Source organism: Nitratireductor soli, from assembly GCF_001050155.1.
GTDB classification, from domain to species: Bacteria; Pseudomonadota; Alphaproteobacteria; order Rhizobiales; family Rhizobiaceae; genus Nitratireductor; species Nitratireductor soli.
On the sequence record NZ_LFVY01000031.1, the window covers coordinates 1 to 16,848 of the forward strand.

The 16,848-nt window shown below is 62.4% G+C and carries 12 protein-coding genes and 1 tRNA gene; 1 reads left to right on the forward strand and 12 read right to left on the reverse strand.

Translation table 11 applies throughout. The annotated features are described in order from the left end of the window. Positions 1–105: 105 nt before the first annotated feature. The 3 genes from fusA to rpsL are packed head-to-tail and all read right to left on the reverse strand — an operon-like array spanning position 106 to position 3,129. Positions 106–2,196 (reverse strand): elongation factor G, encoded by a 2,091-nt coding sequence (gene fusA, locus AB843_RS24400; RefSeq protein WP_048649531.1) that lies wholly within the window; start codon positions 2,194–2,196, stop codon positions 106–108. A gap of 30 nt (positions 2,197–2,226) precedes the next feature. After that, entirely contained in the window at positions 2,227–2,697 is a 471-nt protein-coding gene (gene rpsG, locus AB843_RS24405) for a 30S ribosomal protein S7 (RefSeq protein WP_048649532.1), read from the reverse strand. A gap of 60 nt (positions 2,698–2,757) precedes the next feature. After that, on the reverse strand, positions 2,758–3,129 hold the full coding sequence (rpsL, locus tag AB843_RS24410; protein ID WP_007010616.1) for a 30S ribosomal protein S12: 372 nt from the start codon (positions 3,127–3,129) through the stop codon (positions 2,758–2,760). A gap of 470 nt (positions 3,130–3,599) precedes the next feature. Here rpsL and AB843_RS24415 point away from each other — a divergent pair, with 470 nt between their 5' ends. Beyond that, a complete protein-coding gene (locus tag AB843_RS24415) occupies positions 3,600–3,881 on the forward strand; it encodes a hypothetical protein (RefSeq protein ID WP_048649533.1) in 282 nt (93 codons plus the stop codon). Between the two features lie 265 nt (positions 3,882–4,146). Here AB843_RS24415 and rpoC read toward each other — a convergent pair whose 3' ends face one another. The 9 genes from rpoC to AB843_RS24460 form a co-directional block, all read right to left on the reverse strand. Continuing rightward, positions 4,147–8,343 carry a DNA-directed RNA polymerase subunit beta' gene (gene rpoC, locus AB843_RS24420; protein ID WP_048649534.1) on the reverse strand — a complete coding sequence of 1,399 codons (4,197 nt, stop codon included), beginning with the start codon at positions 8,341–8,343 and terminating at the stop codon, positions 4,147–4,149. Between the two features lie 147 nt (positions 8,344–8,490). Further along, the gene (gene rpoB, locus AB843_RS24425) at positions 8,491–12,630 is read right to left on the reverse strand and encodes a DNA-directed RNA polymerase subunit beta (RefSeq protein WP_048649535.1); all 4,140 of its coding nucleotides are present in this window, start codon (positions 12,628–12,630) and stop codon (positions 8,491–8,493) included. A gap of 186 nt (positions 12,631–12,816) precedes the next feature. Beyond that, positions 12,817–13,194 (reverse strand): 50S ribosomal protein L7/L12, encoded by a 378-nt coding sequence (gene rplL / locus AB843_RS24430; RefSeq protein WP_048649536.1) that lies wholly within the window; start codon positions 13,192–13,194, stop codon positions 12,817–12,819. Between the two features lie 51 nt (positions 13,195–13,245). After that, complete coding sequence (rplJ, locus tag AB843_RS24435; protein ID WP_048649537.1) at positions 13,246–13,764, reverse strand: 50S ribosomal protein L10; 519 nt, start codon at positions 13,762–13,764, stop codon at positions 13,246–13,248. Between the two features lie 354 nt (positions 13,765–14,118). Then, positions 14,119–14,820 (reverse strand): 50S ribosomal protein L1, encoded by a 702-nt coding sequence (rplA, locus tag AB843_RS24440; RefSeq protein ID WP_048649538.1) that lies wholly within the window; start codon positions 14,818–14,820, stop codon positions 14,119–14,121. 4 nt (positions 14,821–14,824) lie between these two features. Continuing rightward, entirely contained in the window at positions 14,825–15,253 is a 429-nt protein-coding gene (rplK, locus tag AB843_RS24445; RefSeq protein ID WP_048649539.1) for a 50S ribosomal protein L11, read from the reverse strand. Between the two features lie 139 nt (positions 15,254–15,392). Further along, on the reverse strand, positions 15,393–15,920 hold the full coding sequence (gene nusG, locus AB843_RS24450; protein WP_008599254.1) for a transcription termination/antitermination protein NusG: 528 nt from the start codon (positions 15,918–15,920) through the stop codon (positions 15,393–15,395). Between the two features lie 29 nt (positions 15,921–15,949). Next, positions 15,950–16,153 (reverse strand): preprotein translocase subunit SecE, encoded by a 204-nt coding sequence (secE, locus tag AB843_RS24455; RefSeq protein WP_048649540.1) that lies wholly within the window; start codon positions 16,151–16,153, stop codon positions 15,950–15,952. A gap of 295 nt (positions 16,154–16,448) precedes the next feature. After that, a tRNA-Trp gene (locus tag AB843_RS24460) sits at positions 16,449–16,524 on the reverse strand. Positions 16,525–16,848: the final 324 nt, after the last annotated feature.

Below are 16,848 nucleotides of genomic sequence, written 5' to 3' on the forward strand. Positions count from 1 at the left end.
TTCGTACGCTCAAATTTACCTTTGGCCATGTGAGCTCTCCATTCCTTGCGCCCGTCCGGGCTTTTTCAACTTCCGATAATCCGCGCCAGCGAGACCGAGGGCGAATTACGCGTATTTCTTCTGGATTTCCTGCGCCACGGCGCTGGGAACCGGCTCATAGTGATCGAACTGCATCGTGTACTGGGCGCGGCCCTGAGACATCGAGCGCAGGCTGTCCACATATTTGAACATGTTGGCCAGCGGCACCATCGCGTTGACCACGGTGGCGATGCCGCGGGCTTCCGTGCCCTGGATCTGGCCGCGCCGCGAGTTCAGGTCGCCGATCACGTCGCCGACATAATCCTCGGGCGTCACCACCTCGACCTTCATGATCGGCTCGAGCAGCTGGGCACCGGCCTTCTGCGCGCCTTCACGGAACGCCGCACGGGCGGCGATTTCGAAGGCGAGCACCGAGGAGTCCACATCGTGGTAGGCGCCGTCGATCAGCGTCGCCTTGACGCCGAGCATCGGGAAGCCAGCCACCGGACCAGAGGACAGAACGCTCTCGATGCCCTTCTGGACACCGGGAATGTACTCCTTCGGCACGGAACCGCCGACGACCTTCGATTCGAAGGCGAAATCCTCGCCATCCGGGTTCGGCGCGAAGACGATCTTGACGCGGGCGAACTGGCCCGAACCGCCGGACTGCTTCTTGTGCGTGTAGTCGATTTCGGCTTCGCGGGTAATGGTCTCGCGATAGGCCACCTGCGGCGCGCCGACATTGGCTTCGACCTTGAACTCGCGCCGCATGCGGTCGACGATGATGTCGAGGTGCAGCTCGCCCATGCCGGCGATGATCGTCTGGCCCGACTCCTCGTCGGACTTGACGCGGAAGGACGGGTCCTCGGCAGCAAGGCGATTGAGCGCCAGGCCCATCTTTTCCTGGTCGCCCTTGGTCTTCGGCTCGATGGCGATCTGGATCACCGGCTCGGGGAATTCCATGCGCTCCAGGATGACCGGCTTCAGCGGATCGCAAAGCGTGTCGCCCGTCGTGGTCTCCTTGAGGCCGGCCAGGGCGACGATGTCGCCGGCATAGGCCACTTCGAGATCCGAACGCGAATTCGAATGCATCTGCAGCATGCGGCCGATGCGCTCGCGCTTGTCCTTCACCGTATTGGCCAGCGAGATACCCTTGCTGAGCACGCCGGAATAGATGCGGCAGAAGGTCAGCGAGCCGACGAACGGATCGTTCATGATCTTGAACGCCAGCATCGACAGCGGCTCTTCGTCGGAAGAAACGCGCGTCACTTCGCCTTCGGTCTTCGGATCGATGCCCTTGATCGCCGGCACTTCGATCGGCGACGGCAGGAAGTCGACCACGGCGTCGAGCAGCGGCTGGACACCCTTGTTCTTGAAGGCGGAGCCGCAGAACATCGGGAAGAACTTGACGGCGATCGTGCCCTTGCGGATGAGCTGGCGGATCTCGTCGTTACCCGGCATTTCGCCTTCGAGGTAACGCTCCATCGCGCCTTCGTCCATCTCGACGGCGGCTTCGATCATCTTCTCGCGGTATTCTTCGGCGCGCGCCTGCAGGTCGGCCGGAATTTCGACCACGTCCCAGGCTGCGCCCAGATTCTCCGACTGCCAGACCAGCGCCTTCATCTCGATCAGGTCGATCACGCCGGCGAAATCGCTCTCGGCGCCGATCGGCAGCTGCATGACGACGGCCTGCGCGCCAAGACGGGTCTTGACCATCTCCGCCGAGCGATAGAAGTCGGCGCCGATCTTGTCCATCTTGTTGCAGAAGATCATGCGCGGGACATGATACTTGTCCGCCTGGCGCCACACGGTCTCGGTCTGCGGCTCCACGCCGGCATTCGCATCGAGCAGCGCGATCGCGCCGTCGAGAACGCGCAACGAGCGCTCGACCTCGATCGTGAAATCGACGTGGCCGGGCGTATCGATGATGTTGAAGCGGCGCTTCTTGCCATCGCGGCCTTCCCAGAAGGTGGTCGTCGCGGCGGACGTGATCGTGATGCCGCGCTCCTGCTCCTGCTCCATCCAGTCCATCGTCGCGGCGCCGTCATGGACTTCGCCGATCTTGTGCGACTTGCCGGTGTAGAACAGGATGCGCTCGGTGGTCGTCGTCTTGCCGGCGTCGATATGCGCCATGATACCGAAGTTGCGGTAGTCTTCGATCTTATATTCGCGGGACATCGTCGTGTACCTTCTTCGATCCGTTCCAGGCTACCAGCGGTAGTGCGAGAACGCGCGGTTGGCCTCGGCCATCTTGTGCGTGTCTTCGCGCTTCTTGACGGCCGTGCCGCGATTGTTCGCCGCGTCCAGCAACTCACCCGACAGACGATCGATCATCGTCGTCTCGTTGCGCTTGCGCGCCGCAGTGATGAGCCAGCGAATGGCCAGCGCCTGACGGCGCTCCGGACGAACGTCGACCGGAACCTGATAGGTCGCGCCACCGACACGGCGGGAACGGACTTCCAGGTGTGGCGCGACATTGTCGAGCGCCTGATGGAAAACCCCAACGGGCTCCTGCTTGGTCTTGTCGCTGACCTGGTCGAACGCGCCATAGACGATCCGCTCGGCAGCCGATTTCTTGCCGTCGAGCATGATGGCGTTCATGAATTTCGTCACAACCGTGTCACCGAATTTCGGATCCGGGTTGATCTCTCTTTTCTCTGCGCGGTGGCGTCGGGACATGTTTCTCGTCTCTTACCTTCAAGGCCCGGCTCAAAATGAAAGCGCCGAAGCCGGAAAACCCTACTTCGGACGCTTGGCGCCGTATTTCGAACGACGCTGCTTGCGGTTCTTCACACCCTGCGTGTCGAGCACGCCACGGATGATGTGATAGCGCACGCCGGGAAGATCCTTGACGCGGCCGCCACGGATCATCACCACGGAGTGCTCCTGAAGGTTGTGGCCTTCACCGGGGATGTAACCAATGACCTCGAAACCATTGGCAAGGCGAATCTTCGCCACCTTGCGCATGGCCGAGTTCGGCTTCTTCGGCGTCGTCGTGTAGACGCGCGTACAAACGCCCCGCTTCTGCGGGTTGGCCTGCATGGCCGGAACCTTATTTCGCTTCACCGGCGCAATGCGCGGCTTGCGGATCAACTGGTTAACGGTAGGCATCAAGACCTTCCCTTGTTTCCAATTCCGTAGCTCAAGCCCGAGGGCCGCCTTGAGGACAGGCTGCGTTCTCATGCATAAATCCGGGCCGCAAACCGCAAAGAGCGGTGTTGCCCGGACAAAAAGCAGAGGAAGCGTTTCCGCTTCATGCGCCGCAAATTCTGTCACTCGCAAAAAGAACCCTGTTTGAGACCTACTTCGGGGCGTGTCGCCCTGAACGGAGTGGCCTCACATCGGCTCGGATGAAGCGGGTATTACTCGCACGCCGCCCAAGCGTCAACCCCGTGCGGGCAATTATCTTGCGCGAGACGGGTGAACAGCCCCTGCCCGGCCCCAGTCGATCGATTATTGCTGAAAATCCCACACGATCGACGGAAAATCATGCGTCCCGACCTGTCCCTGGCGTCGCCTGCATGGCAAAACACGCCCCAAGACGGTCGGCAATCGCCGGACGGCAAGAATCAGGAAGCACAATGACCGAATCCGACGAAAGGCCGGTAATCATCATAACGGGACGCGTCTGGCGCGAGAAAGGCGCCGACAGCGAGGGCGTCCACGTGATGCTTGTCGCCCCCGACGACGACACCGCCGTGCGCATGGCGCTCGAAGCGCTGGCCCAGGAAGGCTACGCAGAAGCCGAGCTCGACCAGATCGGCGACATGCAGGGCGAACCCGACGAGGAACCGCATCTGTCGGCCTGGCAAGGCGCCCTCGAAGGAGAGATCGCCATCGTCACATTCGAAGAGCCGGAGTGAAGGACGGGGGACTGCCCGAGGCTATCGCCGGCGCGTCTTCACCTCCGCCACGGCATAGATACCCGGCCCGGTGGCCGGGTATGACGACGGCAGGAAGGACTGGCGTCACTCTTCCATGTCGGCGATCAGCATCCTCCGCAGCCACAATTCGTCACCCTCGGGCCCCGACCCNACGGCCGATCCCGGCGCGCCGGCGCCCCTTTCCCCATTGAAAAACCGCCGGGGCGGACCCCGGCGGCTCAAAACTCCGTCCTACGAGCGCCGTTTACTCGGCGGCGCTCGTCATGTCGGCGATCATCGGATCGGCCACTTCAACGCCCGACGACTTGCGCCGTTCGTCGAGGATAAGTTCGTCGCGCGAACGGGCAATGCGCCGGATCTGGCTCATCGCGCCACCCGTGCCGGCCGGGATCAGGCGGCCGACGATGACGTTTTCCTTCAGCCCCTGCAGCGTGTCGATCTTGCCGGCAACCGCCGCCTCGGTGAGCACGCGTGTCGTCTCCTGGAAGGAGGCGGCCGAGATGAAGGACGGCGTCTGCAGCGAGGCCTTGGTGATGCCAAGCAGCACCGGCTGGCCTTCCGCAGGCTTCTTGCCCTCTTCCACCAGGCGGTCGTTGATCTCATCGAACTCGACGGAATCGACGTGATCGCCAGGGATGTAGGTCGAATCGCCCTGTGCGGTGATCTCGACCTTCTGCAGCATCTGGCGAACGATCACCTCGATGTGCTTGTCGTTGATCAACACGCCCTGCAACCGGTAGACCTCCTGGATTTCGTTGACCAGGTAGGACGCCAGAGCCTCCACGCCCTTGATCGCCAGGATGTCGTGCGGCGCCGGGTTTCCGTCGAGGATGAAGTCGCCCTTCTCGATCTGGTCGCCATCCTGAAGATGGAACGGCTTGCCCTTCGGAATGAGATATTCCGACGGTTCCAGGGTCGCGTCGTGCGGCTCGATGATGATGCGGCGCTTGTTCTTGTAGTCGCGACCGAACCGCACCGTGCCGTCGATCTCGGCGATGATGGCGTGATCCTTGGGACGCCGTGCCTCGAACAGTTCGGCCACGCGCGGCAGACCGCCCGTGATGTCCTTGGTACGGGCGCTTTCCGTCGGGATACGCGCAACCACGTCGCCCGGCTTGACCTTCGAGCCCGGCTCGACCGAGAGGATGGTCTCGACCGAAAGCAGGAAGCGCGCGTCGCCGCCGCGGGCGAGCTTGCCGACCTTGCCCTTCGAATCGAGGATCGTCAGGGCCGGCTTCAGGTCCGTGCCACGCGGCGTCGAACGCCAGTCGATGACCTCGCGCTTGGTGATGCCGGTGGATTCGTCGGCGGTTTCCTGCACGGAAACGCCGTCCACCAGATCCTCGAAGGCAACCGTGCCCTCGATCTCGGTCAGCATCGGGCGGGTGTATGGATCCCACTCCGAGATGCGCTGGCCGCGCTTCACCTTGTCGCCCTCGTCGACGAACAGCCGCGAGCCGTAGGTCAGGCGGTGGCTGGCGCGTTCCTCGCCGCTCTCGTCATGGATCAGCACCGCCATGTTGCGGCCCATCACCATCAGGTCGCCCTCGGAGTTGCGCACCACGTTGCGGTTGCGGATCTTCACCGTACCTTCGAACGAGGCTTCCAGGAACGACTGGTCGACCACCTGCGCGGTGCCGCCCATGTGGAAGGTACGCATGGTCAGCTGCGTGCCCGGCTCGCCGATCGACTGCGCGGCGATGACGCCGACAGCCTCGCCGATGTTGACGGGCGTGCCGCGCGCCAGGTCGCGGCCGTAGCAGACGGCGCAGACGCCGTTGCGCACTTCACAGGTCAGCGCCGAGCGGATGCGCACGGTCTGGATGCCGGCCTTCTCGATCGCTTCCACATCGCGTTCGTCGATCAGACGACCGGCGGCGACGATCACCTCGTCGGTGGCCGGGTTGACCACATCGTCGAGCGACGTGCGGCCGAGCACACGCTGGCCGATCGAGGCCACCACCTGGCCCGCATCGACGATCGGCTGCATGGTCAGGCCCGTCTCCGTGCCGCAATCGGGAATGACGACGATGCAATCCTGGGCGACGTCGACCAGACGGCGCGTCAGGTAACCCGAATTGGCCGTCTTCAAGGCGGTGTCGGCCAGCCCCTTGCGGGCGCCGTGGGTGGAGTTGAAGTACTCCATCACGGTCAGGCCTTCCTTGAAGTTCGAGATGATCGGCGTCTCGATGATGGAACCGTCCGGACGGGCCATCAGGCCGCGCATGCCGGCCAGCTGGCGCATCTGCGTCGGCGAGCCACGGGCGCCCGAATGCGACATCATGTAGACCGAGTTCATCGGCTTCTGACGGCCATTGTCGTCGAACTCGATCGCCTTGATGCGCTTCATCATCTCGTCGGCGACCTTCTCCGAGCACTTCGCCCAGGCATCGACGACCTTGTTGTACTTCTCGCCCTGCGTGATCAGGCCGTCATTGTACTGCTGCTCGTATTCCTTGGCCAAGGTCTCGGTCTCGGCGACCAGCTTGATCTTGGAATCGGGAATCAGCATGTCGTCCTTGCCGAACGAAATGCCGGCCCGGCAGGCATGGCCGAAGCCGAGCTGCATGACACGGTCACAGAAAATGACCGTCTCCTTCTGTCCGCAATGGCGGTAGACCGTGTCGATCATCTTGGAGATGTTCTTCTTGGTCAGTTCCTGGTTGCAGATGTCGAAGGGCACATTGTGGTTCTTCGGCAGAAGTTCGCCGACGATCATGCGGCCGGGCGTCGTCTCGTGGATCTGCGAAACCGGGTTGCCCTCGGCATCGACGGTCTTGAAACGGCCCTTGATCTTGGTGTGCAGCGTGACGACCTTGTTCTCGAGCGCATGGTGCAACTCGCCCATGTCGGCGAACGCCATCCCCTCGCCCGGCTCGTTCTGGTTCATGATGGACAGGTAGTAGAGTCCGAGAACCATGTCCTGCGACGGCACGATGATCGGTGCGCCGGAGGCCGGGTGCAGAATGTTGTTGGTCGACATCATCAAAACGCGCGCTTCCAGCTGGGCTTCCAGCGAGAGCGGCACGTGAACAGCCATCTGATCGCCGTCGAAATCGGCGTTGAAGGCCGTGCAGACCAGCGGGTGAAGCTGGATCGCCTTGCCTTCGATCAGAATGGGCTCGAACGCCTGAATGCCCAGACGGTGCAGCGTCGGCGCGCGGTTCAGAAGAACCGGATGCTCGCGGATCACCTCGTCGAGGATATCCCAGACTTCCGGCTTCTCCTTCTCGACCAGCTTCTTCGCCTGCTTGACGGTCGAGGAATAACCCTTCGCGTCGAGGCGCGCGTAGATGAACGGCTTGAACAGTTCGAGCGCCATCTTCTTCGGCAGGCCGCACTGGTGCAGCTTCAGCTCCGGACCGGTCACGATGACCGAGCGGCCGGAATAGTCGACGCGCTTGCCGAGCAGGTTCTGGCGGAAGCGGCCCTGCTTGCCCTTCAGCATGTCCGACAGCGACTTCAGCGGGCGCTTGTTGGCGCCCGTGATGACGCGGCCGCGGCGGCCATTGTCGAACAGTGCGTCGACGGCCTCCTGCAGCATGCGCTTCTCGTTGCGGATGATGATGCCCGGCGCGCGCAGCTCGATCAGCCGCTTGAGGCGGTTGTTGCGGTTGATGACGCGGCGGTACAGATCGTTCAGATCCGACGTCGCGAACCGGCCGCCGTCGAGCGGCACCAGCGGACGCAGGTCCGGCGGGATCACCGGGACGATCTTCATGATCATCCACTCCGGCCGGTTGCCGGATTCCATGAAGTTCTCGACCACCTTGAGGCGCTTCAGGAGCTTCTTCTGCTTCAGCTCCGACGTGGTGGAGGCGAGTTCCGAACGCAGGTCGCCGGCGATCGATTCCAGCTCCATCGATTCCAGCAGATGATGGATCGCCTCGGCGCCGATCATGGCGGTGAACTGGTCCTCGCCATACTCGTCGACCGCGATGATGTACTCTTCCTCGGAGAGGAGCTGGTTTTCCTTCAGCGCCGTCAGGCCGGGCTCGGTGACGATGTAGTTCTCGAAATACAGGACGCGCTCGATATCCTTGAGCGTCATGTCGAGCAGCGTGCCGATGCGCGAGGGCAGCGACTTCAGGAACCAGATGTGGGCAACGGGTGCCGCCAGCTCGATATGGCCCATGCGCTCACGGCGCACGCGCGACAGCGTGACCTCGACGCCGCACTTCTCGCAGATGACGCCCTTGTACTTCATGCGCTTGTATTTGCCGCACAGGCACTCATAGTCCTTGATCGGACCGAAAATGCGCGCGCAGAACAGACCGTCACGCTCCGGCTTGAAGGTGCGGTAGTTGATCGTCTCGGGCTTTTTGATCTCGCCGAACGACCAGGACAGAATCTTCTCAGGGGACGCCAGAGAAATCCGGATCGAATCGAACGTCTGTGCCGGCGCCTGAGGATTGAAAAGATTCATGACCTCTTGGTTCATGCCGATCTCCTTTGCGGGACGCGTGGTCCCTTTTCAAACTTCGGTAAGGTTCGCCGCCGCTCATCCCACCGGTTTAAATGCTTGGTCGCTGCGCTGCCTTGCGACAACAATCGCGCGCCGCGGGAAAACCCGCGACGCGCGGAATGCTTACTCCGCCGCGTCCGGAAGCCGCTCCTGCTGCGTCTCCTCGACGCGGGAGTTTTCCAGCTCCACGTTGAGGCCGAGCGAACGCATTTCCTTGACGAGCACGTTGAAGCTCTCCGGGATGCCGGCTTCGAACGTGTCGTCGCCGCGCACGATGGCTTCGTAGACCTTGGTGCGGCCTGCCACGTCGTCCGACTTCACGGTCAGCATTTCCTGCAGCGTGTAGGCGGCACCATAGGCTTCCAGGGCCCAGACCTCCATCTCGCCGAAGCGCTGGCCGCCGAACTGCGCCTTGCCGCCCAGCGGCTGCTGGGTCACGAGGCTGTACGGGCCGATCGAACGGGCGTGGATCTTGTCGTCCACCAAATGGTGCAGTTTCAGCATGTAGATGTAGCCGACGGTCACCTGGCGATCGAAGGATTCGCCCGTGCGTCCGTCATACAGCGTCACCTGCCCGCTGGTGTGCATGCCAGCCTGTTCGAGCATGACGTTGACATCCGCCTCATGCGCCCCGTCGAAGACCGGCGTGGCGATGGAAACGCCGCGCCGCATCTGCTCGCCGAGACGAATGACGCTGTCGTCATCATAGTCGCGCACCGGTTCGTTGCGATCATTCTCGGGAATGATCGATTCGATCGTGGCACGCAGCGGCTTGATGTCGCCCTGCTCCTTGTAGGCATCGATCAGGTCACCGATCTTCTGCCCCATGCCGGCGCAGGCCCAGCCCAGATGCGTCTCCAGAATCTGGCCGACATTCATGCGGCTCGGCACACCCAGCGGGTTGAGCACGATGTCCACATGCTGGCCATCCTCGAGGAACGGCATGTCCTCGACCGGAACGATGCGCGACACGACACCCTTGTTGCCGTGACGGCCGGCCATCTTGTCGCCGGGCTGCATCTTGCGCTTCACGGCGACGAAGACCTTGACCATCTTCATCACGCCGGGCGGCATCTCGTCGCCACGCTGCACCTTTTCGACCTTGTCCATGAAGCGCTGCTCGAGCGCCTTCTTGGATTCGTCGTACTGCGCACGCAACGCCTCGAGCGCTTCCTGCTGCTTCTCGTCCTCGACGGCGAACTGCCACCATTGCGAACGCGGATGCTCGGCGAGCAGCTCACTCGAAAGGGTAGCCCCCTTCTTGTAGCCCTTCGGACCGGCGATCGCCTGCTTTTCGCTGAGCATGTCGGCCAGGCGCGCGTAGACGTTGCGGTCGAGGATCGACTGCTCGTCGTCGCGGTCCTTGGCCAGGCGCTCGATTTCCTCGCGCTCGATGGCCATGGCGCGCTCGTCCTTCTCGACGCCGTGCCGGTTGAACACGCGCACCTCGACGACCGTTCCGTAGGTCCCGGGCGGCATGCGCATGGACGTGTCGCGGACGTCCGAGGCCTTTTCGCCGAAGATGGCGCGCAGGAGCTTCTCCTCCGGCGTCATCGGGCTTTCGCCCTTCGGCGTGATCTTGCCGACCAGAATGTCGCCCGGCGCCACTTCGGCGCCGATATAGGTGATGCCGGCTTCGTCGAGGTTCTTCAGCGCTTCTTCCGAGACGTTCGGAATGTCGCGCGTGATCTCCTCCGGCCCAAGCTTGGTGTCACGCGCCATGACCTCGAACTCCTCGATATGGATCGAGGTGAAGATGTCATCGCGGACGATGCGCTCGGACAGGAGGATGGAATCCTCGTAGTTGTAGCCGTTCCAGGGCATGAAGGCGACGAGCACGTTGCGGCCCAGCGCCAGATCGCCCAGATCCGTCGACGGGCCGTCGGCGATGATGTCGCCCTTGTTGATGATGTCGCCTACCCGGACCAGCGGACGCTGGTTGATGCAGGTGTTCTGGTTCGAGCGCTGGAACTTCATCAGCCGGTAGATGTCGACGCCCGACTGCGAGGCATCGACGTCTTCCGTTGCACGCAGGACGATACGCGTCGCGTCCACCTGGTCGACCACGCCGGTGCGGCGTGCGGCGATCGCGGCACCTGAATCGCGCGCCACGATCGGCTCCATGCCGGTGCCGACGAACGGCGCTTCGGCACGCACCAGCGGCACGGCCTGACGCTGCATGTTCGAGCCCATCAGAGCGCGGTTGGCGTCATCGTTTTCCAGGAACGGGATGAGTGCGGCAGCAACAGACACGAGCTGCTTCGGCGAGACATCCATCAGATCGACGTTCTCGCGCGGCGCCATCATCACCTCGCCGGAGTGGCGGCAGATGACGAATTCGTCCGTGAAGCCGCCATCCTTGCCGATCACGGCATTGGCCTGGGCGACGTAGTGCTTGGCCTCTTCCATGGCCGACAGATAGACCACGTCATGGGTGACCTTGCCGTCGATGATCTTGCGATACGGGCTTTCGATGAAGCCGTATTTGTTGACCCGGGCGAAGGTGGCAAGCGAGTTGATCAGGCCGATGTTCGGGCCTTCCGGCGTCTCGATCGGGCAGATGCGGCCGTAATGCGTCGGATGGACGTCGCGCACCTCGAAGCCGGCCCTTTCACGGGTGAGACCGCCCGGTCCAAGCGCCGAAAGGCGGCGCTTGTGGGTGATCTCCGACAGCGGGTTGGTCTGATCCATGAACTGCGACAGCTGCGAGGAGCCGAAGAACTCGCGCACGGCGGCAGCCGCCGGCTTGGCGTTGATCAGGTCCTGCGGCATGACGGTGTCGATCTCGATCGACGACATGCGCTCCTTGATGGCGCGCTCCATGCGCAGCAGGCCGACACGATACTGGTTTTCCATCAACTCGCCGACCGAGCGGACGCGGCGGTTGCCGAGATTGTCGATGTCGTCGATCTCGCCCTTGCCGTCGCGCAATTCGACCAGCGTCTTGACCACGGCGACGATATCGTCCTTGCGCAGGACGCGCACCGTGTCGGGGCAGTCGAGTTCGAGGCGCATGTTCATCTTGACGCGGCCGACGGCCGACAGGTCGTAGCGCTCCGAATCGAAGAACAGCGAATGGAACATCGCCTCCGCCGTCTCCAGCGTCGGCGGCTCGCCCGGACGCATGACCCGGTAGATGTCGAACAAGGCTTCCTGGCGCGTTTCGTTCTTGTCGGCCACCAGCGTGTTGCGGATGTAGCCGCCGATATTGACGTGGTCGATGTCGAGGAAATGCACTTCGCGCTCGCCCGTGTCGAGCAGCACTTTCAGCGTCTTCTCGTCGATCTCGTCGCCGGCCTCGAGGAAGATCTCGCCCGTCGCGTGATTGACGATGTCCTCGGCCAGGTAATTGCCGAGCAGATCGTCCTCGGTGGCGCGGATCGCCTTCAGGCCCTTCTCGGCAAGCTGCTTGGCCTGGCGCGCGGTGATCTTCTTGCCGGCCTCGACAACCACTTCGCCGCTGTCGGCGTCGACCAGGTCGGCCGTCGCCTTCAGGCCGCGGAAACGGTCGGCCGAATAGGGCACGCGCCAGCTGTCGCCGTCGCGGATGTAGGTCAGCTGATTGTAGAAGGTGGAGAGGATTTCCTCGCCGTCCATGCCGAGCGCCATCAGCAGCGAGGTCGCCGGAATCTTGCGGCGGCGGTCGATGCGCGCATGCACGACGTCCTTCGAATCGAACTCGATGTCGAGCCACGATCCGCGATAGGGGATGACGCGCGCGGCAAACAGAAGCTTGCCGGACGAATGGGACTTGCCCTTGTCATGGTCGAAGAAGACGCCCGGCGAACGGTGCATCTGCGAAACGATCACGCGCTCCGTGCCGTTGACGATGAACGTGCCGTTCGACGTCATGAGCGGCATGTCGCCCATGTAGACGTCCTGCTCCTTGATGTCCTTGATCGACTTGGCACCCGTGTCCTCGTCGACATCGAAGACGATCAGGCGCAAGGTCACCTTCAGCGGCGCGGCGAAAGTCAGGTCGCGCTGGCGGCACTCGTCGACGTCGAATTTCGGTGCCTCGAACTCGTATTTGACGAATTCGAGCATTGCCGTTCCGGCGAAATCCTGAATCGGGAACACCGATTTGAACACCGCCTGCAGCCCCTCGTCCAGACGCCCGCCAGCGGGCTCCTCGACCATCAGGAACTGGTCATAGGATGCCTTTTGAACCTCGATCAGGTTCGGCATCTCCGCAACTTCCGGAATCTTACCGAAAAACTTGCGTACCCGCCTGCGACCATTAAACGTTTGGGTCTCGGCCATCGTCGCTCCTTGCCCTGCCTGGCTTGCCTGCAAAATCACCACCGACCGTCGAAACGGACGGTCATATTCGAAACGGATAAAAACCCGTTTCCTGAAGGTCGCTTGCGGCCCACAGGAAAGAGGTTTGGGTCAATCCTCATTGTTCCGCCCCGCGCGGGCGACAAGCACGCGCGGGGCGAAGCCGAATTACTTCAGCTCGACTTTGGCGCCAGCGCCTTCGAGCTGGGCCTTGACCTTCTCGGCCTCGTCCTTGGACACGCCTTCCTTGACGGCCTTCGGAGCAGCCTCAACGAGGTCCTTGGCTTCCTTCAGGCCGAGGCCCGTGATCGCGCGGACTTCCTTGATGACGTTGATTTTCTGGGCGCCGGCCTCGGCGAGAACGACGTCGAACTCGGTCTTCTCTTCAGCAACTTCACCAGCAGCAGCACCGCCGGCCGCGGCGGCAACAGCCACCGGAGCAGCCGCCGAAACGCCCCACTTCTCTTCAAGCATCTTCGAAAGCTCGGCCGCCTCGATGACGGTCAGGCTCGAAAGGTCATCAACGATCTTAGCAAGATCAGCCATTGTTCATTTCCTTCTTCGTTCGAACTGTGTTGTTGACAGCGAGGAACGGCCTCATGCCGCCTCGTCCTTCTTGGAATAGGCGCCGAACACCCGGGCGAGCTGAGCCGCCGGTGCGTTGACAACCTGTGCGATCCGGGTCGCCGGCGTGACGATCATGCCGACAATCTTCGCTCTCAGCTCATCCAGCGACGGCAGCGAGGCAAGCGCCTTGATACCATCCGCATCGAGCTCGGTCGTCCCCATCGCGCCACCGAGAATGACGAGATTGTCATTCCCCTTGGCGAAATCGCTGGCGACCTTCGGAGCGGCAACCGGATCGTCCGAGTAAGCAATCAGCGTCTGCCCTTCGAAAAGAGCCTGAATGCCTTCGGACGGAGTTCCCTGAAGGGCGATCTTGGCGAGACGGTTCTTCGCGACCTTGACGGTGCCTCCCGCAACACGCATTTTCGAACGAAGATCGTTCATCTGCGCGACGGTCAGCCCGGCATAGTGGGCCACGACCACTGAACCGGTGTTGTTGAACACTTGGTTCAGGTCCGCGACGAATTCGCGTTTTTCCGCTCTGTCCACTGCCTTTCTCCATCTGACGGAACTTCCCGCGGGAAATATCCGTCGGTTTGCCTTTTGCCGCAGGGCATCCGACATGTCAGATCACCCAAGCGACGCTTGAGGATCCTGCCCCCTTTCGCCGCGCCAGCGGAACTGGCGGTCTCGGACAAAAGGCCAACACGGTTCGAACCATCCATCGAGGCTTGGCACCCCGGTTTCCGGTCTAACCCGTCTCATGCAGGCCCTTCTTGAAGAATTAAGGCGAGCCGCCTGCAATCTCGGACAGGATGTTCCGGAAGTTTCCTTCCGGTTTTCGGGCCGAACCGGCCCGAAAAGTGTTTTGGGAAGACGCTTGCCGCATCTTCCCGAATTCGATCAGGACGCCGCCAGGCTCGACGGGTCGATACGCAGGCCGGGGCCCATGGTCGAGGTCAGGGCGATCTTCTTCAGATAATTGCCCTTCGCACCGGCCGGCTTGGCCCGGATCACCGCATCGGCGAACGCGCGCACATTCTCGGCGATCGCCTTGCCGTCAAACGAAGCCTTGCCGACGCCGGCATGGATGATGCCGGCCTTTTCGACGCGGAACTCGACGGCGCCGCCCTTCGAAGCCTTGACGGCGGCAGCCACATCGGCGGTCACCGTGCCGACCTTCGGGTTCGGCATCATGCCGCGCGGGCCCAGCACCTTGCCGAGACGGCCGACCAGCGGCATCATGTCCGGCGTGGCGATGCAGCGGTCGAAATTGATTTCGCCCTTCTGCACGATCTCCACCAGATCTTCGGCGCCGACAATGTCCGCACCGGCGGCCTTTGCCTCGTCCGCCTTGTCGCCCTTGGCGAACACGGCGACGCGCACCGTGCGGCCCGTGCCGTTCGGCAGGTTGACCACGCCGCGCACCATCTGGTCCGCATGGCGCGGATCGACGCCGAGGTTCATCGCCACTTCGATCGTCTCGTCGAACTTCGCCGTCGCCCGCTCCTTCAGAAGCGTCACCGCCTCGTCGAGCGTGTATTCCTTGTCGCGGTCAATGCCTTCGCGGGTCTTGGCCACGCGCTTGGAGAGTTTCGTCGCCATATCTTCAGCCCACCACTTCCAGACCCATGGAGCGCGCCGAACCTTCAACCATGCGCATGGCTGCTTCGACGTCGTTCGCGTTCAGGTCTTTCATCTTCGCTTCAGCAATCTCGCGCACCTGGGCACGGGAAACCTTGCCGGCGACCACCTTGCCCGGCTCCTTCGAGCCCGACTTCAGCTTGATCGCCTTCTTCAGGAAATAGCTGACCGGCGGGGTCTTCATGGTGAAGGTGAAGGACTTGTCCTGGTAGTAGGTGATGACCACCGGGATGGGCGAACCCTTCTCCATCTCCTGGGTCTGCGCATTGAATGCCTTGCAGAACTCCATGATGTTGATGCCACGCTGACCAAGCGCCGGGCCGATCGGCGGCGACGGCGTCGCCGACCCTGCCGGAACCTGGAGCTTGAGCTGGCCTGCAATCTTCTTAGCCATTTCTCATCTGCCTTGTCGTTCTACCGGCCACCCTTGGAAAGAACGGGCCGGCATTGCAGTTTGGTGGTCCGGAAATCTGCGGCCGGCTAAGCCGCCTTCCCTTCCACCGCCTATGCCCCGGCCTGGCCGGAGCGCCCGATCAGCCCTTTTCGACCTGACCGAATTCGAGATCGACGGGCACCGCGCGCCCGAAGATCGAAACTTCCACCTTGAGGCGCGACCGCTCTTCGTCGACCTCCTGGACGAACCCGTTGAACGAGGCGAACGGACCATCGGCCACCCGCACCTGCTCGCCGATTTCGAACGTCACCGACGGCTTCGGCCGGTCGACGCCCTCCTGCACCTGGGTCAGGATGCGGTCCGCCTCGGCCTGGGTGATCGGCACCGGCTTCGAATCGCCAAGAAAACCAGTCACTTTCGGCGTGTTCTTGATCATCGAGAACACGGCGTCCGTCAGCTGTGCCTTGACCAGCACGTAGCCTGGAAAGAACTTGCGCTCGGCATCCACCTTGCGACCGCGGCGCACTTCAACGACCTTCTCGGTCGGAACGACAACCTGCTCGATCTTGTCGCCAAGCCCTTTTTGCCTGGCCTGCTCCTCGATGGATTCGGCAACCTTCTTTTCAAAGTTCGAATAGGCGTGGACGATGTACCAACGCGCTGTCATTTCAATCGCACTCCGTAAATCGTCCGTAATTAGGCGCCAATGCCCAGAATCAGCTCGATGCCCCAGGCCATCAGTTGGTCGGCGACAAAAAAGAAGATCGCCGCCAGCGTGGCGAAGGCGAACACCATGACCGTCGAGATCAGGGTCTCGCGCCGTGACGGCCAGGTCACCTTCGAGGTTTCGGACCGCACCTGCTGAAGAAACGTGAAGGGATTGCTGGTTTTCGACGCCATATGCCGCTCTTGATCCTCAAAGCCCCGAAAACCGGGATATTCAACAAACCCGGAAAAGAACCCAGGTGAGCTCCCTGCCCGGCCGAACGGCCCGGTTCAGGATCGTTGCGAAAGGCGAAGAATCGAATCACTCACCGCATTTCACCCATACGACAAAGGCGCGTAAAGCCGGCTTCCCGGCTCCACGCACCGCGTGTCTGTTTGCCCTACATAGAACCGATGCCCGCTTCTTGCAAGCCCCTTAAGGGAATGGTCATCAATTCGCTCGCGCCTGCACCGCGGGGCTGGCGGAGACTGGCAGGGGCAGCAGGGCTCGAACCTGCGACCTGCGGTTTTGGAGACCGCCGCTCTACCAACTGAGCTATACCCCTATCGCCTGGATGCCGGCACCCCTGTCGCCGGTGCGCCGGCACATTGTAGGCAGGCGCTTCCTAAGGGCTTCCGCCGCATCTGTAAAGACACTTTTGCGCGCAACGGAGCCTGCCTGCCATGGAACGCGGAAAGGGCGACCGAAGCCGCCCTTTCCGGAATATTCGGCAGGATGGCGCCGTTCAGGCCGCGATCACTCGGTGATCGATGCGACGATGCCGGCGCCGCCCGCGATACGCGCGTGCGCGTATCGCTCGTTATGATGCGTCGGCTGCTTTCGGCAGCGCCGCTTCGATCACTCAGTGATCGATGCGACGATGCCGGCG

What these genes read in the sequence shown, in the direction of transcription:
- nusG (WP_008599254.1), bottom strand. Translation starts at nt 15,920, where the DNA reads ATGACAGCGCGTTGGTACATCGTCCACGCCTATTCGAACTTTGAAAAG.
- rpoB (WP_048649535.1), bottom strand. Translation starts at nt 12,630, where the DNA reads ATGGCCGAGACCCAAACGTTTAATGGTCGCAGGCGGGTACGCAAGTTT.
- rplK (WP_048649539.1), bottom strand. Translation starts at nt 15,253, where the DNA reads ATGGCTAAGAAGATTGCAGGCCAGCTCAAGCTCCAGGTTCCGGCAGGG.
- rpsG (WP_048649532.1), bottom strand. Translation starts at nt 2,697, where the DNA reads ATGTCCCGACGCCACCGCGCAGAGAAAAGAGAGATCAACCCGGATCCG.
- AB843_RS24415 (WP_048649533.1), top strand. Translation starts at nt 3,600, where the DNA reads ATGACCGAATCCGACGAAAGGCCGGTAATCATCATAACGGGACGCGTC.
- rplL (WP_048649536.1), bottom strand. Translation starts at nt 13,194, where the DNA reads ATGGCTGATCTTGCTAAGATCGTTGATGACCTTTCGAGCCTGACCGTC.
- rpoC (WP_048649534.1), bottom strand. Translation starts at nt 8,343, where the DNA reads ATGAACCAAGAGGTCATGAATCTTTTCAATCCTCAGGCGCCGGCACAG.
- rplA (WP_048649538.1), bottom strand. Translation starts at nt 14,820, where the DNA reads ATGGCGACGAAACTCTCCAAGCGCGTGGCCAAGACCCGCGAAGGCATT.
- rpsL (WP_007010616.1), bottom strand. Translation starts at nt 3,129, where the DNA reads ATGCCTACCGTTAACCAGTTGATCCGCAAGCCGCGCATTGCGCCGGTG.
- fusA (WP_048649531.1), bottom strand. Translation starts at nt 2,196, where the DNA reads ATGTCCCGCGAATATAAGATCGAAGACTACCGCAACTTCGGTATCATG.
- secE (WP_048649540.1), bottom strand. Translation starts at nt 16,153, where the DNA reads ATGGCGTCGAAAACCAGCAATCCCTTCACGTTTCTTCAGCAGGTGCGG.